The sequence below is a fragment of the bacterium genome (assembly GCA_017744355.1).
GTDB lineage: Bacteria > Cyanobacteriota > Sericytochromatia > S15B-MN24 > UBA4093 > JAGIBK01.
In genome coordinates this window covers 373,371-393,782 of record JAGIBK010000004.1, presented here as the reverse complement: position 1 = coordinate 393,782, position 20,412 = coordinate 373,371, and the positions used below count along the sequence as shown (strand labels likewise).

Annotated in this window: 20 protein-coding genes; 7 read left to right on the top strand and 13 right to left on the bottom strand. The window is 67.9% G+C overall.

Features of this window, described 5'->3' with window-relative positions; all coding sequences use genetic code 11:
* The 6 genes from J7643_12725 to chrA all read left to right on the top strand — a co-directional run bounded on the left by J7643_12725 (position 1) and on the right by chrA (position 7,354).
* Complete coding sequence (locus J7643_12725; GenBank protein MBO9541445.1) at positions 1 to 2,739, top strand: IPT/TIG domain-containing protein; 2,739 nt, start codon at positions 1 to 3, stop codon at positions 2,737 to 2,739.
* A gap of 139 nt (positions 2,740 to 2,878) precedes the next feature.
* Complete coding sequence (locus J7643_12720) at positions 2,879 to 3,706, top strand: hypothetical protein (protein ID MBO9541444.1); 828 nt, start codon at positions 2,879 to 2,881, stop codon at positions 3,704 to 3,706.
* A 56-nt stretch (positions 3,707 to 3,762) separates the two neighbouring features.
* Complete coding sequence (locus J7643_12715) at positions 3,763 to 4,698, top strand: IPT/TIG domain-containing protein (protein ID MBO9541443.1); 936 nt, start codon at positions 3,763 to 3,765, stop codon at positions 4,696 to 4,698.
* Between the two features lie 176 nt (positions 4,699 to 4,874).
* Positions 4,875 to 5,687 (top strand): hypothetical protein, encoded by an 813-nt coding sequence (locus tag J7643_12710; GenBank protein MBO9541442.1) that lies wholly within the window; start codon positions 4,875 to 4,877, stop codon positions 5,685 to 5,687.
* Between the two features lie 75 nt (positions 5,688 to 5,762).
* Positions 5,763 to 6,200 carry a DoxX family protein gene (locus J7643_12705; GenBank protein MBO9541441.1) on the top strand — a complete coding sequence of 146 codons (438 nt, stop codon included), beginning with the start codon at positions 5,763 to 5,765 and terminating at the stop codon, positions 6,198 to 6,200.
* Positions 6,197 to 7,354: a chromate efflux transporter gene (chrA, locus tag J7643_12700; protein MBO9541440.1), complete on the top strand. Its 1,158-nt coding sequence runs from the start codon at positions 6,197 to 6,199 to the stop codon at positions 7,352 to 7,354. Before J7643_12705 ends, chrA begins: the two co-directional genes overlap by 4 nt.
* A gap of 2 nt (positions 7,355 to 7,356) precedes the next feature.
* On the opposite strand, the gene J7643_12695 is transcribed toward chrA, so the two are convergent.
* The 4 genes from J7643_12695 to J7643_12680 are packed head-to-tail and all read right to left on the bottom strand — an operon-like array spanning position 7,357 to position 9,652.
* Entirely contained in the window at positions 7,357 to 7,695 is a 339-nt protein-coding gene (locus tag J7643_12695) for a DUF190 domain-containing protein (protein MBO9541439.1), read from the bottom strand.
* Positions 7,696 to 7,711: 16 nt separating this feature from the next.
* Entirely contained in the window at positions 7,712 to 8,146 is a 435-nt protein-coding gene (gene crcB / locus J7643_12690) for a fluoride efflux transporter CrcB (GenBank protein ID MBO9541438.1), read from the bottom strand.
* Positions 8,147 to 8,195: 49 nt separating this feature from the next.
* Positions 8,196 to 8,924 (bottom strand): sulfite exporter TauE/SafE family protein, encoded by a 729-nt coding sequence (locus J7643_12685; protein ID MBO9541437.1) that lies wholly within the window; start codon positions 8,922 to 8,924, stop codon positions 8,196 to 8,198.
* On the bottom strand, positions 8,921 to 9,652 hold the full coding sequence (locus tag J7643_12680; GenBank protein ID MBO9541436.1) for a hemerythrin domain-containing protein: 732 nt from the start codon (positions 9,650 to 9,652) through the stop codon (positions 8,921 to 8,923). Before J7643_12680 ends, J7643_12685 begins: the two co-directional genes overlap by 4 nt.
* A 155-nt stretch (positions 9,653 to 9,807) precedes the next feature.
* Here J7643_12680 and J7643_12675 point away from each other — a divergent pair, with 155 nt between their 5' ends.
* Positions 9,808 to 10,242 (top strand): EamA family transporter, encoded by a 435-nt coding sequence (locus J7643_12675; protein ID MBO9541435.1) that lies wholly within the window; start codon positions 9,808 to 9,810, stop codon positions 10,240 to 10,242.
* A gap of 6 nt (positions 10,243 to 10,248) precedes the next feature.
* Here the strand turns inward: J7643_12675 and J7643_12670 are convergent, their stop codons facing one another.
* From J7643_12670 to J7643_12630, 9 genes are all read right to left on the bottom strand, one after another.
* The gene (locus J7643_12670) at positions 10,249 to 11,469 is read right to left on the bottom strand and encodes a TCR/Tet family MFS transporter (GenBank protein MBO9541434.1); all 1,221 of its coding nucleotides are present in this window, start codon (positions 11,467 to 11,469) and stop codon (positions 10,249 to 10,251) included.
* Positions 11,470 to 11,519: 50 nt separating this feature from the next.
* Positions 11,520 to 11,885, bottom strand: coding sequence for a GIY-YIG nuclease family protein (locus tag J7643_12665; GenBank protein MBO9541433.1), 366 nt, complete (start codon positions 11,883 to 11,885; stop codon positions 11,520 to 11,522).
* Positions 11,875 to 12,489 (bottom strand): DUF2239 family protein, encoded by a 615-nt coding sequence (locus J7643_12660; GenBank protein ID MBO9541432.1) that lies wholly within the window; start codon positions 12,487 to 12,489, stop codon positions 11,875 to 11,877. The genes J7643_12665 and J7643_12660 overlap by 11 nt, the downstream gene beginning before the upstream one ends.
* Positions 12,490 to 12,639: 150 nt before the next feature.
* Complete coding sequence (locus J7643_12655; protein MBO9541431.1) at positions 12,640 to 13,461, bottom strand: M48 family metalloprotease; 822 nt, start codon at positions 13,459 to 13,461, stop codon at positions 12,640 to 12,642.
* Positions 13,458 to 13,841: a BlaI/MecI/CopY family transcriptional regulator gene (locus J7643_12650; GenBank protein ID MBO9541430.1), complete on the bottom strand. Its 384-nt coding sequence runs from the start codon at positions 13,839 to 13,841 to the stop codon at positions 13,458 to 13,460. Before J7643_12650 ends, J7643_12655 begins: the two co-directional genes overlap by 4 nt.
* Before the next feature lie 21 nt (positions 13,842 to 13,862).
* The gene (locus tag J7643_12645; protein ID MBO9541429.1) at positions 13,863 to 15,086 is read right to left on the bottom strand and encodes a TolC family protein; all 1,224 of its coding nucleotides are present in this window, start codon (positions 15,084 to 15,086) and stop codon (positions 13,863 to 13,865) included.
* A 39-nt stretch (positions 15,087 to 15,125) separates the two neighbouring features.
* A complete protein-coding gene (locus tag J7643_12640) occupies positions 15,126 to 15,545 on the bottom strand; it encodes a hypothetical protein (protein ID MBO9541428.1) in 420 nt (139 codons plus the stop codon).
* On the bottom strand, positions 15,472 to 18,657 hold the full coding sequence (locus J7643_12635) for an efflux RND transporter permease subunit (protein ID MBO9541427.1): 3,186 nt from the start codon (positions 18,655 to 18,657) through the stop codon (positions 15,472 to 15,474). Before J7643_12635 ends, J7643_12640 begins: the two co-directional genes overlap by 74 nt.
* Complete coding sequence (locus tag J7643_12630; GenBank protein ID MBO9541426.1) at positions 18,654 to 20,402, bottom strand: efflux RND transporter periplasmic adaptor subunit; 1,749 nt, start codon at positions 20,400 to 20,402, stop codon at positions 18,654 to 18,656. Before J7643_12630 ends, J7643_12635 begins: the two co-directional genes overlap by 4 nt.
* Positions 20,403 to 20,412: the final 10 nt, after the last annotated feature.

The following is a 20,412-nucleotide window of genomic DNA, read 5'->3' as shown; positions in this document are numbered from 1 at the left end:
ATGCGAGCACCAACCGTGAAACCCTGCGCAAAACCCAATGGGCCGTCGCCTCTCCTGCGACGCGGCAGCCGGTGGTCCATCGTGCTGCTTGCCACCGTCCTTTCGGCGTGCCAGCTGGCACCCAATCCTCTGGTCGGGCCCCTTCCCGGTCTCTCGGATGCCGTCACGGTGGCCGGCGAGGCAGCGAATACGGCCATCCATGGCGCGGTCTCATTTCCTGGCATGCGAGTTCAGGCGGCGCCCGACTACGCTTCCAGCAACGCCACGCTGACGCTGATCGGACTTGCGGACAACCTCACGGTCGTCACCGGGAAGACCAACACCGACGGCACGTTCGTGCTGTCGCTCAACGGCTTCACCCCCAGCGCCAACTCTTACTTCCTGCTCGAGGCGAGCCGTGGTCTCAACAATCACGCGGCCGGCAACACCGTGGCGCGCTTCCGCACGATCCTCAAGTGGACGGGCAGCGCCTGGACGAGCATCTCGGGCACCACGATCGCCATCAACTCGCAGACGACCGCCGTGGCCATCGAGAGCAGCCTCGATCCGGTGAACGTTCCGCCCGGTGGCACCATCGGCAAGGTGTCCGGGACGACGATCAACGCCAGCCCTGCGCTGACGGGACACCCGGACAGCGAGATCGCAACGCTCGCGGCCTCGATCGCGGCGTGCCTGACCAACGACTTCGACCCGGTGGGCAGCGTCCCGGCCATCGTGCCCAGCGTGACCGCCCTGCAGCCCTCGACCGTCGCTGCCAACGGGGCCATGCTGTTGCAGGGACGCGGGTTCTCGCCCATCGCGAGCGCCAACACGGTGCTGTTCGGCACGGCGACGGCCTCCATCTTCTTCGCCTCGCCGACGTCGCTGGGGGTTTACGTGCCGGCGGCCGCGCCGAGCAGCGGGGTCCTGAAGGTGACGACCTCCCTGGGCACGAGCCCCGAGAGCCCGACCTTCGCGGTGTCGGGCTCCGGGGGCGGAACCGGGGGATCTGGCGGTGGCGCGGGGAGTTCCCCCGTCATCACCGGGCTGTCGCGGACGACGGGTGACACCACCACTCCGGTCACGGTCACGGGCACCGATTTCGACGCCTTCGGCACTGCCAGCCTGGTCCGCTTCAACCAGATCAGTGCGCCTTTCCTCTCGTCCTGGTCCACGACCCAAGCCGTTGCCCAGGTGCCTGGCCCCACGCTGGCAGGCCGTGTCTCGGGTCCGGTCCTTCTGGGCACCCGGCAGGGCCTCCTGAGCCAGCCCTTCGGGACCTTCACGGCCTCGACGAGCGTGACCGAGAATTTCCTCGACAACAACCTGTGGGATTCCGACAACAGCCTGAATGTCGTCTGGTCCGGCGGCCCCCGCATCCTCTACGACGGCGACCTCACGGTTCCTGCGGGTACCACGACGTTCGCCCCGCCCCGCAGCATCCTGGCCTCCGACGGCAACGTGGGCGCGCAGAACGTCATCGTGGGTAACAGCCAGGGCTTCCAGCCCGGGCAGGAGGTCTTCCTCATCCAGCTCTTCGGCACGGGGGCCGGTTACTGGGAGTTCAATACGATCAAGTCGATCAACGGCAGCGTGCTGACGATGACCAATGCCCTGGCCCATACCTACAACCAGGGGCAGTCCCTCTGTCAGAAGGTCCCCCATTACGGCACGGTCACGGTGAACGGAACCCTGACGACCCAGGGCGTTTCCTCGCTGGGCCTGAGCGGAGGCTTCATCGTCTTCCGCTCGGATACCCTGACCGTGAACCCCGGAGGCGTCATCCAGGCGAACTCCCTCGGAGCGACGGGGGGGGTGTACAACGGGGCTGCGGGCGTCCCGAACGGGAGCGCCGGCAATTCCGCGACCAACGGCGGTGGCTCGGGCCTCAATAATGGCCGAGGGGGCGGTGGCTATGCCGAAGGCGGGACGGTTACCAACGATGGCTCGCGCGTTCCCGGCGGCGTCGGGATCGGGAGCAACGGGGGCGGCGGCGGCAACAACAACGGGGCTGGCGGGGGCTACGGAACGGCCGGACAGGGTGTCTCGGGGAGCGGTGGTTATGCGACCGGTGGTGCGGCGGGTGGAACCGCTGATCTCAGCCGGATCTTCCCGGGCGCAGGCGGTGGCGCCGAGCACAATAGCGGCACCAGTAGTGGGGGAAATGGGGGTGGAGTCATCTTCATCAACGCGTCGACCCTGACCAACAACGGCCTGATCTCGTCGAATGGTGGTAGCTGCGTGTCCTACGGCGGCGGCGGGAGCGGCGGGTCGATTTTCCTGAACGCTTCGACCATGTCGCTTGCGGCCAACTCCGTGACGGTCACGGGCGGGAGCGGGAATAGCTCGACTTGGGGCTCAAACTATACGGCCGGCGGTTTTGGTCGGGTCCGCCTTTCGTACGATAAGCTCGGCGGGGTGAACTATCCCAACTCCGGGGCCGAGACCACGGCGACGGGCGCGAGCACGCCTCGCTACAGCTCGACGGCTCTTTCCCTCTACCAGATCGCCTCGGGCACGGTCCAGTCTCTGGCGTACGATACCGGCACCCTGGCGCCCACCTATGTGAGCCCCAATACCAGCCAGACCCTCAATGGCGGGACGCTGAGCTTTCAGTACTCCAGCAGCCCGGATGGCGTGTCCTGGAGCCCGTGGATCGGGACGTTCGCGAATGTACCCGCCAGGCGTTACATCCGCTGGAAGGCGACCGTGACGGGCAACGCGGTGCTGAACAGCCTATCGCTCATCTACAACTACTAGGGCCATGAGACGTCTGGCCCTTGTGATGGCGATAGCAGCCGCATGCACGGTGGCTTGTGCCCCCGCCCCCGCCCTGCGCGGGGGGGCGGGGCTTGGCTCGGAGGTGAGTTCGCCCGGTTCAGCGGTCGGTGATGCCAAGGTGTCCCCGAAAGGGAACCTGAACATCGCCGTGCGGTGGCCCGCGCGGGGCGCCTTCCGCACGCAGCTCATCCCGACCAGCGCCAACCTGCTCAGGATCCAGGTTCGGGATGCCAGCGGCGACCCGCTGGCGACCACCGAGATCGTGCGCTCGGGGGATGAAAGCGCGATCGCGACTGCGAGCTTCTCCCTTCCTTCAGGGACTGGGCGGAGCATCCTGATCCAGGCCTTCCGCGATCTGGTGCCGGCGCCGGGAGTGCCACCGGTGGCCGAGGGCAGCAGCACGAGCGTGTCCGTCTGGCCCAGCACCTCGACGGCCGTCCATGTCGTGCTGATTCCAGCGGATGGCCCGGTGATCTTCAGCATGACCCCGAACGGCGGACCGGGCAGCCTGCTCCGGGTGGTGGGAGGCAACTTCCAGATCGGCACGCTCAACGTGAGCCTGGCCGGCCAGAGCCTCAATGATTTCGTCACCCTGCGGGGGGATTTACTGGAGTTCGCGCTCCCGCCCGATGCCGTGGACGGCCCGGTGGTCATCGATGTGGACGGGGTGCAGGCGACCCGGTCCTTCCAGGTCATTCGCACGATCTCGCTGGCCTCGGATGTGATCACGGGAGTGGCGATCGGCTCCACCGTCGATCTGCAGGCCGAGGCGCGCACGGCCAGTGGGCAACTCATTGCGGATCCGGTGCTCCGCTGGTCGGTCGATCGCCCAGACCCCGAGAGCACCCTGGATCAGGGCGCGTTCACCCCGCTGGCCACGGGGACTTTCGTGGTGCGCGTCGACTCGGGGACGGTCGTGGCGACCGCCTCGGTGAAAACCCCATGAGCCGGAGGAGGAGTGCCATGCCGAGACGACTGTGGGGGGCGATCGCCCTGACCTTGATGGGCTGCGCGGCGCCTGGTGTCACGCCCGAGCGGGTCCAGGATCTGCTGGGGCAGGTCGACTTCGGGACCCGCAAGGTCCAGGCCGACTTGGACGACGTGGCCAACGCCTCCACGGTCTCCTTGATCGACACCGGCACCAATACCACCATCAAAACCACGGTCACCAGCGCATCCGGTCAGTTCGTTCTCACCTTCGGCAACGGCTTCAAGCCGGGCACCAAGGTCTACTACCTCGAAGCCTCCAAAGGCCTGTCGAACAACCTCGCAGGCCATGACTCCGTTCGCCTCCGGACGCTCGCGCGGTTTCAGAACGGGGGGTGGGTCACCCTCACCAACTTGCAGCCGAATGTGGGCGTCCGGGTGAACCTCTCGACGACCGCCCTGTCGGTGCTCGCCAGTCTCGAGGGGACCGCCTCGATCCCGCCGACCGGCCTTTTGGGAAGGGTTTCGGCGGGCGTCGACTCGTCCTTGGAGCCACCGACCCCCGACACCTTTGAGGACTCGGGGACGGGCACCACGAATGCGGCGTTCCATCTGGTCTACGGGCTCGTCGAACGCCTCTTGTCGAACGACTGCGATCCGGTCGCGGGGGTCGTCAAGAAGGCAGACACCTACGCCCTGTCCGATGACGTGCCCCTTGGACCGCCTCCCTCGCTCCTCACGGTCGTACCGGCCTCGGGGATGGTCGGCACCCTCGTGACGCTCTATGGAACGAACTTCGCCCCCGCGGCAGCGGACTGCTCGGTGTCGTTCAACGGCGTACCCTCAGCCGTGCTGTCCGCCACGACCACCCAGTTGACGGTGCGCGTGCCCGCAGGCGCCACCACGGGCCCGGTGTCCGTTCAGACGCCGCAGGGCACCACCGCCCCCGTGGCGTTTACTGTCGTTGCCACTGCCTCGTCCGACATCGGAGGATCTTTCAGCGCGAAGTGAGCGCATCGCGCGAGAACCTTGAAAAGAAGCTCTCCGCCAGGGTCTTTCCGTCGGTTGATAGCTCACCGCTTGATTCTTCGGCACTTCTCTCCTTCCGATGATTGGGTGTTCTGCGCTTAGATGATGCGGAAGAAGGGTTCCCTGAACGATTCCCTTTCGTCAGAAGGAGATCATGGATGAGGACCTCGAAGGTCGTGGTGTCCTTGCTGGGCGCCGGGCTCCTGCTGGGCGGCTGTAGCAAGGCCGAGCGCGGCGATCTCTTCTCTTCCAAGAACGGCTTGCTCAAGATCAGCGCGGAGGTTTCCTCCCGCTATCCCGACTTGGTCGCAACCCCTGCCGCTTCGATCTACCTCAAGCAGAACGGCCGCAAGGTCGAGTTCCGCTTCAGCAACACCATCGGCAACGCGGGCCCCGGTCACCTCCAGATCCGGGCGGTGCCTCGGGGCTCCAAAACCTCCGCAAGTCAGGAGATCATGGACGACGCCGGCCAGCTCGTGCAGAGCCGGATGGTCGGCGAGTTCACTTATCACCCCACCCACCAGCACACCCACCTGGACTCGGTCTGCAACTACGAATTGCGGCAGGGCAGCCCCACCGGGCCCATCGTGCGCCAGGCCGAGAAGGTCAGCTTCTGCATGACCGATACGATCCCCTACGGCACCGGCGGCGTGGTCAGGCGCTACGCCGACTGCCAGCCCAACCTGCAGGGCATCTCCAGCGGCTGGGCGGACGTCTACGGCTCCGAGGTTCCGGAGCAGGATCTGGACGTGGCGGGCCTGGCTCCGGGCGAGTACTACCTCTTGATCATCCTCGACCCGAACCGCAAGTTCATCGAGAGCAACACCAGCAACAACACCTCCTGGATCCGGGTCTATCTCGATCCGGCCAACCTGCGCGTCAACCGTCTCGGGGCCTCGTCCGAGGTGCCCAGCGAGATCACGGGGGACGGCCGGTTCTGGCGCCCCTTCTGGCGCCGGGGCGGCGAGTAGGCCCCTGGCGGCGCATGTGGGCGAGCGCGCGGTATGATGAGGAGCGCGCCGCCCCTCACACGGAGAGCCTGACGGATGCCCCTCACCCTCATGCGATTGCTTGTGACCCAGGCGCCCGCGGCAACGCTGCTCATCCGGTTCATGGTCGGTGCGGTCTTCCTCTCGGAGGGGATCCAGAAGTTCCTCTTCCCGGCGGCACTGGGCGTCGGGCGCTTCGCCAAGATCGGGTTGCCGGCGCCCGAGGTGCTGGCCCCGATGGTCGGAAGCTTCGAGGTGGGGTGTGGGATCCTCATCCTCCTGGGGCTGCTGACCCGCCTTGCCGTGCTGCCGACCCTCACCATCATCCTGGTCGCCCTCGCCACGACCAAGCTTCCGATCTTGCTCCATCAGGGCTTCTGGGCCATGGCCCACGAGGCCCGCACCGATTTCTCCATGCTCATGGGCTTGCTCTTCCTGCTGCTGGTCGGGGCCGGTCCCTGGTCGCTGGACGCCCGGCTCGCGGAGCGGGAATGAGGGATGCTCGGCCTCGGGTCGCGCTCTTGGAGGTGGCCCTTCTTTTCCTGAAACTCGGGACCACGGCCTTCGGCGGCCCCGCCGCCCACATCGCGATGATGGAGGACGAGGTCGTCCGGCGTCGAGGGTGGCTCAGCCGCGAGCGCTTCCTGGATCTGCTCGGTGCGACCAACCTGATCCCCGGCCCCAACTCGACCGAGCTTGCCATCCACGTCGGCCACCACGTGGCCGGCTGGCGGGGCTTGCTCATCGCGGGGGCCTGCTTCATCCTCCCTGCGACCTTGATCGTGGGGGCGATCGCCTGGCTCTACACCCGCTTCGGAGCGCTGCCCGCCATGGCGGGCCTGCTCGTTGGGGTCAAGCCGGTCGTCATCGCCGTGGTCGCGCAGGCCCTGTGGGGGCTGGGGCGCACGGCCCTCAAGTCGCGCCTGCTCGCGGTGGCGGCCCTGGGGGCCCTGGTCTTGTGCCTGCTTGGCGTCAACGAGCTGGCGATCCTCTTCGGCACGGGGGGCGCGTTCGCCCTGGCGTGCCGCCTGCGCGAACGCCGAGCGGACTTGCCGCGCGCCGAGCTCGCGCTGCTGCCCTTCTTCTCGGGCCTCGTCCCAGCGGCGCCGGTGGCGGCCCCGGTCGGCCTGTGGCCTCTCTTCGCCTTCTTCGTGAAGGTGGGCTCGGTGCTCTTCGGCAGCGGCTACGTGCTGCTCGCCTTCTTGCGCGCCGATCTGGTCCAGCGGTGGGGGTGGCTGACGGACGCGCAATTGCTCGATGCGATCGCCGTGGGCCAGGTGACGCCGGGGCCGGTCTTTACCACCGCGACCTTCATCGGGTACTTGCTGGGCGGGGGGCCGGGGGCAGCGATCGCGACCTTGGGCATCTTCTTGCCCGCCTTCTGCTTCGTGGCCCTGAGCGCGCCCTTGATCCCGCGCCTGCGCTCCTCGCCGACGATGGGGTCCTTCCTGGATGGCCTCAACGTGGCCTCGCTCGCGTTGATGGCGGCGGTCACCTGGCAGCTCGCGCGTTCGAGCCTGGTCGATCCGCTGAGCATCGGCCTGGCGCTTATGAGCCTCCTGCTTTTGGTGCGCTTCAAATGGAGCTCGGTCTGGCTGATGGCCTGCGGTGCTGCGCTCGGGATCCTGCTCGCGCTCCGGGGGGGCTAGCCTCAGCCCTTGCGGTGCCGGTAGGAGACGATCTCGACGTCTTGCAAGGTGACCAGGCCCTCTTGGACCATCTCGTCGAGGATCGGGCGGAAGGCCTCGATTCGCTCGGCGGTGTCGACCAGCTGGATCACGATGGGCAGATCGGCCGAGAGCGCCAGGAGGTTGGCCGTGTGGACCCGGCTGTGGGCGCCGAAGCCCGCGTCGCCCCGGATGACGGTGGCGCCGGCGAGGCCTTCGCGGCGCGCCCGCTCGACGATGGCCATGTAGAGGGGCTGGTGGTGCCACTTGTCGCTTTCGCCGAGGTAGACGCTGAGGAGCTTGCCGGGGCCTTGGAGGGGCATGGGGAAACCTCCCGATTCAACCGAGGGCGCGGGCCGCGATGACGCCGAGGTAGGTCAGCAGCAGCCCGAAGAGGACGCTGCCCAGGACGTAGGCCAGGGCCAGGACGAGGTTGTTCTCTTCGAGCAGGCGGATGATCTCGAAGCTGAAGGTCGAGAAGGTGGTGTAGGCGCCCACGAACCCGACGGCGATGAGCAAGCGCGCTTCAGGCGGGATGAGGGTGGCGCGCTGGAGGGCGAGGGTCCCGAAGAAGCCGAGGATGAAGCAGCCCGAGAGGTTGATGACGAGCGTCCCGAAGGGGAAGGTGGCTCCGAGCTTTGAGGTGACCCAGTTCCCGAGGGCATAGCGGCTGATGGCCCCGAAGAATCCGCCGCTTCCGACCCAGAGCAGTTCCCACACGATCCGATTCCTCGAGAAACGAAAAAGCCCCCATCCCCTGAGGGCTGCCACCATCGGCCTAGCGGCCAAGCGGGCGCCATCGTAGCGGCTCGAAGCGTGAAAGTCAAAGCAGGGCCCGCGCGAGCATGGCCAGCCCGAGCGCGAGGATGATCCCCGAGACCATGGGGCGGTAGACGGCGTCGGGAATCCGCCTCAGCACCCGGCTGCCCGCGACGGTCCCGACCAGGACCCCGACGGTGGCGATCGCCACCAGCGACCACTGGCCGGCGATCGCCGCCCCCTGGGTGGCGAGGTAGACGGGCAAGCGTGCCGCGTCCACCAAGAGCCCCACGGCGGTCGCGGTGGCGACGAAGGCTTCCTTGCTCACGTCGAAGCCCAAGAGGGCCGCCGAGCGGATGCCGCCCTGGTTTCCGACCAGGCCGCCGAGCAGGCCCGAGAGGGCACCGGCCCCCCAGGCCCAGGGCCCCCGGAAGCGCAGGTGCTCGGCGAGGCCGCTCAGGCCGCTCGCCCCCACGAAGACGAGCAGGAGCCCGAAGACCAGCGTGAGGGCCCGCACCGGCGCGTAGGCGTGGAGCACCGCGCCGAGAAGCCCCCCGATGGCGCTGCTGACGCCAAAGCCTGCGAGCACCCCGCGGTCCAGGTGCGCGCGCAGGAGCCAGAAGCGGTAGGCGGTCGCCGCGGCGTGGGGGATCGCCACCACGGCGACCGCGAGCTTGGTGTCCAATTGGAGGACCAGCAAGGGGGTGAGCAGGCTGCCGATGCCGAAGCCCGAGATGGCGGCGACGCCGCCGGCCAGCACGGCGACCAGCAACACCCAGAGGTCGAAGGTCATCGCGGGGTGAACTGCGAGAGCTCGTACAGCCCCATGGCCTTCTCGAGGTCCGCCACCTGCGACACCATGTTCTCGAAGCCGTTGGTGCCGAAGAGCGCCTTCTCCTTGTCCTCGAAGATGTCGCCGTACTGGTCGTACTCCTTGGGCGTCACCACGCTGCGGAAGGCGGGGAAGAGGACGGTGTCCTCCCGGGCGGCGTGGGGCTCGTACATGCGCACGAACGCATGCAGGGCATCAGCCAGCGAGCGGCGGGCCTCCGAGACGCGCGCCGCCTTCGTCGCCTGGGCGAGGATCTCGGCGGTCAGGCGGCGTCCGCCCTCGTGCTGCTGCTTCAGGACCTTGACCAGGTCGGTGAGCTTGCCGGCGCGCTCGAAGTGGGGGAAGAGGTAATCCTCTTCGAGCTTCTCGTGGTACTCCTCGATGAAGCGCCGGATGATCTCGGCGGAGCCGGTGAGGATCTTGGGATCGACGTCTTGGCTTGCGAACAGGCGCTTTTCGGCCTCGCGGTAGATGAGCAGGATCCGGCGCAGGATGCCGTGCTCGCGCATGAGGTCCTCGACCGGCAGGACCTCTTCGACGTCCGCTTTCACCGGGGCCTCGCTCGCCGCCAGGGCCTTGGCGCCGCCGACGCCCTCCTTGGGCATGCAGGCCGAGAGGGCGAGCCCCGCGCCGAGGACGCTCGCCAGCCGGAAGAAGTCGCGGCGCGTGGTGGGCGCTTCGTGGTCCATGCCTTCCTCCCTTGTTATGAGGGTTCGCCCGATCAGCATAGCGATCGCGCGGGGAGTTTCCAGGCACGAAGGCGCCAAAAGCTTGATGCGGGATTGATCGTTGCGTGCTTGGGAGCGTACCGTATCCCATGGTCCCCTCATCGCCCGGAGTCCCCATGAGCCTTCCCACCATCGCCCTGACGCTCGTCACCATCTTCCTGTGGGGCCTCATCCCCATCTTCGACAAGCTGGCGCTCACGCATTTCTCGGCCTCGCCCCTCGTCGGGATCGCCATCCGGACGGTGGGGGTCTCGGCGATCGCCATCCCGCTCGCGCTGACCATCGGCAAGGGCACCCGCCTGATCCGCGAGCTGCCGCCGCTCGCCATCGGTCTGTTCCTGGCGAGCGGCGTCACCTCGATGCTGTTGGCGCAGTATTGCTACTACCTGCTCTTGCAGCGCGCCGACGTGTCGCGGGTCTTCCCCTTCCTGTTCAGCGCGGCACCGGTCGTCACGATGCTGATCGGCGTCTTCGGCCTCAAGGAGACGCTCAGCGCCAAGCAAATCGTTGGCGTTGCGCTGGTCGTGGTGGGTGGGTTGTTCTTGCTTTAGATCACCTCACACCTGGGCGGGCTGCGCCGCTGTGGCAGGCACCGGGTGCTTCGCGAAGACGCGCAGCATGTTCAGGAACGCGAGCCCGATGAGAAGAGCACCCAAGAAGAAGGCGATGCCCGGGATCTTGACCGGAGCCGAGGCCGCCGTGAAGGTGGCGAAGAGCTGATTGGCCACGACGGGGCCGACGATGCCCGTAAGACTCGTGAGGCTGGTCAGCGCCCCTTGGACGGCACCCTGCTCGTCCGGGCCGATCTGGCGAGAGATGAGGCCCTGGGTCGCAGGGCCTGCGATCGCCGACAGGCTCGACACCACCGTGACCGCGTACATCATCCAACCCTTGCTCGCGAGGCCGAAGAGCACCATCGACCCGCCGAAGAGCACGAGCCCGTACAGGATCGCCCGCCGTTCGCCGAGCTTGGGCAGGACCAGCCGGATCAGGCCGCCCTGGACCAGGACCATGCAGAGGCCCGCCAGCGCGAGCGAGACGCCGCTCTCTGCCGGTGACCACTTGAAGCGCAGGCTGGTGAAGAGCACCCAGTTGCTCTGCTGGCACTGCTGGGCGAGGCCCACCAAGAGGAGGGACGTCGCCATCCCCATGATCTGGGGGTACTTGCGCAGCAGCGGCACGAAGGAGAGAGGGTTCGCCTTGGCCCAGGTGAAGGCGCGCCGGTTCTCCAAACGGTGCGACTCGGGGAGCGCGACGAGGCCGTAAACGAAGTTGATCAGCGACACCGCCGCCGAGACGAAGAAGGGGAGGTGGAGGCTGAAATGCCCCAAGGCGCCGCCGAGCGCCGGCCCAATGATGAAGCCGATCCCGAAGGCGGCTCCGAGCATCCCGAAGTTCTGCGCACGGCGCTCCGGCGCGCTGACGTCCGCGATGTAGGCGGAGGCGACCGTCATGCTGGCCCCTGCCACGCCGCCCAGCATGCGGGCGGCGTACAGCCAAGCGAGGTTGGGCGCGAAGGCCGTCATGAGATAGGCGAGGCTCGTGCCCACGAGCGAGAGCAAGAGGATCGGCTTGCGCCCGAAGCGATCGGAGAGCGCACCGAGTGTCGGGGCGCAGAGGAACTGCATCGCGGTGTAGAGCGCGATCGCGGGCCCATAGTAGCGCGAGGCGTCCGAGAGGTCGCCGCCCACGAACTGGGAGACGAGCTGCGGGGTGATGGGAATGACGATCCCGATCCCGATGATGTCCAGCAGTACCGTGATGAAGATGAAGAGCATGCCGGGGCTCTTGGGGGATTTCGACATGAGGAATCTCCTGTGAGGTGGGGCTATCGCCGGGGCGGCGGAAGGTAGCCCTTGTCGCCGTAGGGTTCGAGCTGCGCCTTCCATGCTTCGAGCAAGAGCGCGGCCTCGGCCGCGTAATCGCGCGGCTCGTCCGTCGGGGTCAGGGTCTCCAGGATCTCGAAGGTGAAGGCGTCCGCGCCGAACGCCTTCCAGTCCTGCTGGAGCTTGTGGTTGGTGTGGCCGCCTCGGGGCAGCCAGGCGCGATCGCGTTCGACCGTGCCTTCCAGGTTCAGGCTCGCCGCGAGGAAGACCTTGCCGTTCACCTGGTTCTTGATCTGGTACACGCCCATCTTGCGGAGCTTGGGCCAGTTGTGTCGGTAGTCGGCCTTGAGGGTTTCCTTAGCGTTCACCTGCCACCTCCTCTTCGGCGTGAGCGGCCGTGGAGACGAGCTTTCGCATGTACGCCCGGATATCCTCGGGCCACGCCTCGATCAGCTGGTCGAAGCGCGCGTATTCCTTGCGGGTGAAGGCGCGCGAGGCCTCTTCGAAGTCGGGCAGGTTGCCGCCCATGCTCCACATGAACTTGGAGGCGGCGTCGCGGGCCTTGCGGGCGCGGTCCGCACCCTGGCTCTGCTTCATCTTCTCTTCGACGAGCTTGCGAAGGGTCACCGAGGCGCCGCCCGATTGCTCGTTGAGCCAATCCCAGTGCCTGGGCAGGAGCGAGACCTCGCGCGAGGTGACGCCGAGCTTGGGACGGCCGGGGCCCTGGCGCTTCTCCTCGGGTGCTTGGTGACGCTGGAGCCAGGGATGCGCTTGAAGGCGCGCCAAGGCCTCGTCGTGCGTGCCCCGGAGGTCGAGGTCGATTTGCTGGCCCGTCTGGTCCTCGAAGACGAGCACCGAGGCTCCGCCCTCTTCGAGCCATTCCTTGGTCCTGAGGGCCACGTCCTCGATGCTTCCCGCGGCGACGAGGCGCGTCTCGGCGAAGGCCGTGTAGGTGTGCGGTTGCGTGTCCATGCCATGCTCCTTTCCGATGAGCTGGCATGATATTACCCGGGTAATATTCTTGAAGTCAATATTACCCGGGTAATATTTTCAAAAGTCGGAGCGCGAAGGTTCGCGAGGTGGTCGTGAACCGGCGGGGCGACTTGGGTTTCGGTTGGCTTCCTAGACCCCGCAAAAGCTCATGCAGAGCGGGACGACCACGAGGGGCAGCAGCGGCAGGGTGGCCACCACTCCGAGGCTCGCCAGCGCGAGCTGGACCGGAAGGGGGGCGGGTGCGAGGGCCTTGAGGAGTTGGGCGGGCGGAGTCCCCGTGCCCTCTGCCGCGAGGAACTTCCGACGCGCAGAGGCGAGTGCCGCCTCATCGCCCAGGAGCTCGCCCGCAGCGCGATCGGCGGCATCCTCCATGGCGGTGTCGAGCTGCTGCCAGGTTCGGTGCGCCCCCGGCATCCCCTTGAGGCTGCGCCAGAACAGGGAGCCGAGCCAGCGGAACAGGCGATCTTCTCGGCGCATGTGGGCCAGCTCGTGTGCGACGAGGGCCTCCCACTCGGGATCCGTCAGGTGGTCGAAGACCCAGGTCGAGACGACGATGCACGGCGGGCGATCGAGGACCCCGAAGGCGTAGGGGGCATCCGAGACGACGGCTCGCAGCGAGGGGGCAGGAACCCCCAGCCGGGCCGCGAGGCGCGTTACGACGCGCAGCCGCTCCTCGTCCTCGACCTCGATCGAGACCTGGTCGGCGAGGTTTCGGGCCCTTCGGGCGCGGACGAGGTTGCCGAGGAAGCTCGAAGCCAGGCCCCCCACCGCGAGCAGTGCGAGACTGCCGCCTGTGACCCCGAGCTCCAGGGACATGTGCCGGCAGCCGGCGACCGCCATCAGGACGAGCCCGAAGCCGGCGGCGAGGATGAGAGAGGCGGGCAGGCCGAGCGCCGCCAAGGCCATGCCCCCGCGCGCCGTGAGCTCTTGGCGAGAAGATGCCACCGTCATGGACGCTGCTGGTCCATGGCCCGGGTGAAGCTTGCGATCGCCGGGTTGGTGAAGTCCTTGAGCAGCTCCTCGACGATCCGCGAGACGGCCCCCTCGGTGAACTGCTCGTACGACTGGGTCGGGCGGTAGGCGTAGGCCTTGCCCACCGGTTCGACGCTGAGCAGGCCCTTCTTTGCCAGGTTGCCCATGACGGTCATGACGGTCGTGTAGGCGATGCGGCGCGTCTCCTGGAGGCGCTCGTGGATCTCGCGGACCGTCACCGCGTCCGCCTCATGCGCCCAGACGAGCTGCATGATGTCGGCCTCCAGCTCGCCGAGCAGCTTCTTCAGCCCCGGTTTGCCTGGATGAAAGGATCCGCCGTCAAAATCGTTCGGTGCCATGGTGCCTCCATCCTACCGCGTTCAGCGCGTAAGCTCGCTTCCCGTCGCCCGTTCGAGGCTTGCGATCGCAAGGCGAAAGTCGAGCAGCGCCTGCTGGTAGCCCGTCTGGGTTTCGAAGAGCGCCCGCCGGGCCTCGATGACTTCGAGCCCGCTGCCCTCGCCGGCCCTGAAGCGGCGCTGGGCGTTGTCCAGAAGGCGCTCGGCCTGCGGGAGATAGGCCTGCTGGTAGCGTCCCGCCTGGTCTGCTGCCAAGGTCGCCTCGCGGTGGGCGCGCGCCACTTCGAGCGAGATCTCGTTGCGCAGCTGGTCCCGCTGGGCCTCGGCGCGGGCCCGGTTGGCCTCCGCCTCGGCGACTTCGCCTTGCTGCCGGTAGAAGGGCATGGGCAGGGTGAGCGAGGCGCCGATGGCGGGCGATCCGTCCGAGAGCCCGCCTCCGACCTCGATCTCGGCGCCGGTCCACATACCCGAGAGGGCGACCCGGCGCAGGAGGGTCTCGCGCTGAACGTTCGCCTCCGCCTGGCTCAGCTCAGGGCGTCGTTCGAGGCTGGTCGCGACGAGCTGCGCGACGGGCGGCAGGCTCGTGAGCTTGGGGATGGGCAGCGCCTGGATCGCGAGGGGCTCTTCGGCCTTGCGCCCCAAGAGGACGTTGAGGCGTCCCAGGGCGTCGGCGACCCGGCCCTCGCTTGAGGCGACCGCTCGCTGCGCACGGCTGAGGTCCAGCTCGGCGCGCAACGCCTCGACCTGGGGCACCTCACCCGCCTTGACGAGGATCTGGCTCGCCCGCAGGTGGGCCTGCGCCGCGTCGGCGTTGCCCTTGGCGAACGCCAGGCCCTCTTGCTCGAAGAGGACGCGGGCGTAGGCCTCCTTGACCCGGGCTTCGAGGTCCTGGCGCAGGACCGCGCGCTCGAACTCGGCGAGCGCCTTGTCGAGCTTGGCCACTTCGGTGCGCGCCGCGCGTTGCCCGCCGAGCAAGAGGGGCTGGCTGAGCCCTGCCTTGTAATCGCCGCCGCTGCTGCCGAGCCGGATGGAGTCGGCCGAGAGCTTGAGGTTGGGGTTCGGCAGGGCCGCGGCCTGGACTTCGCGCGCCTGGGCCGCTTCGACCTGGCGCTCGGCGGCCATGAGCTGGGGGTTTTGGGCAAGGGCCTGCTTCACGGCTTCGTCCAGGCCGATCGGAGCGAGCGCCCGAGCGGGCGTCGCCGAAAAGGCCAGGGCGAGGGCGAGCAAAGCGGCGGTGGGGCGAAGCATGAAGGACCTCTCGCAGCGGCGTCTTGGCACGGCGCGCTGTTACAGCTGGTACTTGAAGCGGGCGCTCTGGTTCTTGCCGTCCAGCTTGAGGCTCACGATCGCGACGAAGGTCTTGGTCCCGGCGAGGGTGGCGGCGCCCTCGAAGCGATCGCCCTTCGGCGAGAGCGTCACCGTTTGCTTGCCCTTGCCGGGCACCTGCACGATGGCCTGCCCGGTGATCCCTGCCGTCGGCAGGGGCTTCAGGGTGTCATCCAGCAGGAAGACCTGGAGCTTATCTGTCTTGGCGAGTAGCTCGTAGTGGTACTTGCCGACCGTCCTCACCGCGCCGCCGTGCGGGGCGTGGTGCGCGTGATCGCCGGCTTCGACGGCCTGGTGCTCGTGGCCGCTATGCGCCGAGGCCGGCAGCACCGCCAGGCTGAACGTCAGGGCCGTGGCCAGGGCGAGGGGCAGCTTGATCATGGAAGGGCTCCTTTGCTTCGTGGGCGAGGACGCGCGCGGCGGCCTTGCGCCCGAACAGGTAGAAGACGGGGGGAACGACGATGAAGTTCAAGAGGGTCGAAGAGAGCAACCCGCCCAGGATGACGACGGCCACCGGCTGGAGGATCTCCTTGCCCGGCTCGCCCGCGGAGAGGGCGATGGGGATCAGCGCCAGCATGGCCGTCGAGGCGGTCATGAGCACGGGCACCAGGCGCTCTTGCGAGCCGCGCACGATCATCTGGCGGGTGAAGTCCTCGCCCTCTTCCCGCATCAGGTGCAGGTAGTGGGAGATCATCATGATCCCATTGCGGCTCGCGATGCCCGCCAGGGTCACGAACCCCACCAGCGAGGCCACCGACATGACCCGGCCGGTCAGGAGGATGGCCGCCACCGACCCGATGAGCGCCATGGGGATGCTCAGCATGATCTGGAGGACCAGGTTGGCGGAGCGCAGGTGCAGGAAGAGGGCCATGAAGATCCCGAGCAAGGAGGCGATGCCCAGCACGCCGATGAGGCGTGAGGCCTCTTGCTGACTCTCGAACTGACCGCCGTAGGTGATGAAGTAGCCCTGGGGCAGCTCGACCTTGGAGGCGATCGCCTGCTGGATGTCCTTGACCACCGCTCCCAGGTCGCGCCCCGAGGTGTTGGCCTGGACGACGATCCGGCGCTGCACGTTCTCCCGGTTGATGAGGTTCGGGCCCTTGGTCTCGACGACCCGTGCCACGGCGGCGAGCGGGATCTTCTGACCGCTCGGCGTGTCGATCAGGGCCTCCTCGATGGCCTGGGGACTGTCGTGCGCCGACTGGTCGAACCGTACGAGCAGATCGAACGTGCGCTGGCCCTCCAGCACCTGCGAGACGACGCGGCCGTTGAGGGCGGTCTCGAGGATCTCGGTCAGGGCGCCGGGCTGGATGCCATAGCGCGCGGCCGCTTCGCGGTCGGCCTCGATCTTGAGCTGAGGCACGAGGACCTGCTTTTCGGTCTGGACGTCCACGGCGCCCGGCACGTGGGCCATGGCCTCCTCGATCTCCATTGCCTTGGCCCTGAGCACGTCGAGGTCTGGGCCGAAGAGTTTGACGGCGATCTGGGCGCGGATGCCCGAGAGCAGGTGATCCAGCCGGTGGGCGATGGGTTGCCCGACGCTGACCGAGACGCCCGGAATGGCCTTGACCCGATCGCGGATGTCGTCCAGCACGGCCTGGCGCGAGCGCCCGGACGCCTTGAGGTCCACGTCGATCTCGGAGGAGTGGACCCCCTCGGCGTGCTCGTCCATCTCGGCGCGGCCGGTCCGGCGACCGACTGAGAGGACCTCCGGGACCTTCAAGATCTCGCGCTCGGCGATGCCCCCCATGCGGTTGGACTCGCTCAGGGAGGTCCCGGGCAGGGCCATGACGCTCACGGTCGCCGTCCCCTCGTTGAAGGGGGGCAGGAACTCGCGCCCGAAGAAGGGAACGGTCGCACCGGCGATGACCACCAGCGTGCCTGCGACCACGAGCACCGGCTTGGGGTGCCGCAGGGTACGTTCGAGGATCCAGGCGTTGACGCGCTTCAGCTGGCGGACCAGCCAGCCGTCCTGGTGCTGCCCGGTCGCCTTCATGTTGGGCAGGAGGTAGGAGGCGAGCGCGGGGGTGACGGTGATGGAGACGAACAGGGACGCCAGGATGGAGACGATGTAGGCGATCCCGAGGGGCACGAACATGCGCCCCTCAATGCCGCCCATGGCGAACAGCGGCACGAAGACCAGCACCACGATGACGGTGGCGAAGACGATCGAGTTGCGGATCTCGCTGGAGGCCTCGTAGACGACTTGCAGCGCGGGTTTCGGGTCGGGAAGCTGACGGTTCTCGCGCAATCGACGGAAGATGTTCTCCACGTCCACGATGGCGTCGTCCACCAGCTCGCCGATGGCGATCGCAAGGCCCCCGAGGGTCATGGTGTTGACCGAGATCCCGAAGGCCTTCATGAACAGGAAGGTCACGACGAACGAGAGGGGGATGGCCGTCAGGGTGATGAAGGTCGTCCGGAAGTTCAAGAGGAAGAGGAAGAGCACGATGAGCACGAGGATCGCCCCATCGCGCAGGGCTTCCTCGACGTTGGCCACCGACGCCTCGATGAAGCGGGCCTGGCGGAACAGGTCGCCGTTGAGGGCGATCTCCGAGGGGAGGGTCCGTTTGAGGTCGGCGAGCACGTGATCGATCTGCTCGGTGAGCGCGACGGTGTTGGCGCCCGGCTGCTTTTGCACGCTCAGGATCACGGCGGGCCGGCCGTTCACCGACGCGTCCCCGCGCTTGATCATGGGGGCGAAGCGCACTTCGGCCACCTGCGCCAGGGTGACGGGCACCCCGTTTCGCACCCCGACCACCGTCGCCTCGATATCGGCCGGGGAGGCGGCACGGCCCATATTCCGGATCATGAACTCCTGGCCTCGCCGCTCGACGAAGCCGCCGGTGGTGTTCTGGTTGCTCCCCGAGACGGCCTTCTCGACCTCTTCGAGGCTGAAGCCGTACTGCTTGAGGCGCGCGGGGCTCACCTGCACCTGGTACTGCCGCACCCCGCCCCCGATGTTGACGACCTGGGCGACGCCGGGAATGGTCAACAGGCGCTGGCGCACCACCCAGTCCGCCCAGGTCCGCACCTCCATCGGGTCCATGGTCTCCGAGCTCATCCCGATCAGCATGATCTCGCCCATGATCGAGGCGATGGGGCCCATGGCCGGGGTGACGGTGTCGGGGAGGCGCTCCTTGGCGATCTGGAGCTTCTCGGAGACGATCTGGCGGTCCTTGTAGATGTCGGTGCCCCAGTCGAACTCCACGTAGATGACCGAGAGCCCGATGCCCGAGCTCGAGCGCACCCGGTTGACCCCGGGGGCCCCGTTCATGGCGGTCTCGAGGGGCATGGTCACCAGGGTTTCGACCTCTTCCGGCGCGAGGCCGGGAGCCTCCGTCATGATGGTGACGGTCGGCCGGTTGAGGTCGGGGAAGACGTCGACGGGTAGCTTGAGCAGGGTCATGGTGCCGTAGACCAGCACCAGTGCAGCCAGGGCGATGACCAGGAAGCGATTTTTGAGGGAGAAGCGCAGGATGGCGTTGATCATCTGCGGGCCGGCCCCTTCTCGGCGGTGGACTTGAGCTGGTAGACGCCCTCGGTCACCACCCGCTCACCGGCTTTCACGCCTTCGAGTGCCACCCAGCCCCCGTCGCTGCTGCCCGGGACGACCTCGCGCGCGGCGAAGGTTTCGGGGGAGACGCGGACGAAGACCACCGATTTGCCGTTCAGTTCGGCGAGGGCCGAGGCCGGCACGGCGGTCACGCGGGCGTTGCCGCCGACCTCCACCGCGAGGCGGCCGAACATTCCGCCCTTGAGCTTGTCCTGGGCGTTGTCGACCAGAAAGCGCGCCTTCAGGGTCCGGGTCTGCTCGTCGAGCAGGGTCCCCATGCTGGAGAGGCGGGCCTGGAACTTCTCGCCGGGTAGGGCTTCGACCGTGAGGACCCCGCGCTTGGCGCGGCTCACCTTGGCGAGATCGCGCTCGTAGACGTCCGCGACCATCCAGAGGGTGCGGGGATCCACCACCCGGTAGAGCAGCTTGCTGGGCTCGACCTGCTCTCCGAAGGTTGCGTGCGCCTCGGCGACCACGCCGTCGAAGGGGGCAACGATCGGGAAGCGGCGGGCCGCCTCCAGCGACGGCGGCGCGAGGCGCGCGTAGCGATCGCGCTGGCCCTTGAGCCCCTTGAGGGCGTCTTCGGCCTTGCGCAGGGAAATCTCGGCGTCCACCAGGGACTTGCCCGCGACGATGTCGCGCAGTTTGAGGGCCCGCTGGTGGTCCGCTCGGGTCTTGGCGACGTCCTGCTCGGCCTGGGAGATGCTCGCTTCGAGCTGGGTGAGCTCGCTCTGGTACTTCAGGCGCTCGCTCGCAAGCTGGATCTGCTCGCTCGTCGAGAGGACCTGCTCGACCACCGCCAGGACCTGGCCCTTGCGGACGCGATCGCCCACGTCGGCCACCTCGCGGGTCGCGATGCGGCCTGCCTGCGGTGCATGGAGGGCAACGATCTGGCGGGTGGGCGGCTCCAGTCGGCCCAGCAGGGTCGTGCGCTGGGCGACCTGTCGCTCGGCGGCTGGGACGGTCCGGATGCCGAGGAGGAACTGGCTTTCCTTGGCCAGCGGGATCGGCGCTCCCACCGCCACGGGGGCAGCCATCGCCTCCTCATGGTCATGACCGGCGTGGGCCCGCACTTCGTTCGCCATGCCGAGCGGAAGAGTGATGGTGAGCAGGCCCGCGACGGCGGTGGGGCCGAAGCGGCGCCGCGCGAGCAGCAAGCCGCCCGCACCGAGCACGGCCAAGGCCCCCAGCCCGGCGAGGAGCGGCGTTCGGCTCGGCGCGCCCGTGCCGCTTGCGGCGCTCGCCACCTGGATTTCGTCCACCGTCAGGAGGTCGGCCTGATCCCCGTGGGTGATGCTCGCGACCAGCTGGTAGGAGCCGGGTTCGGGCAGCTCCAAGGAGGCGAGGTAGATCCCCTTCTCGGCGGTGGGGGTGGCATTGGTCGTCACCGTCGAGGGGCCCGAGAACTCCAGTTCGAGCGTCGCCCCTTCGATAGGCTGGTTCGTCTGATAGTCGGCGAGCAAGAGCTTGATCGTCTCGTGTCGCTTCGCCGCGAGCGGCGGCGACTTGAGCGTCAGCTCGAAGCTCTCCGACTCCGCGTAGGAGGCCACGGTCGCTTGCGTGGTGGCGCTTGCCGGGGCGGCGGGCGGCTCGTCGTGAGCCTCGCCCCCGTGCGCCAGCGCCGGCGCCGTCATGCTCAGCAAGCCGAGCAAGAATAACCATGCAAAGTTCCTGGGCCTCATGGTGGTTCCT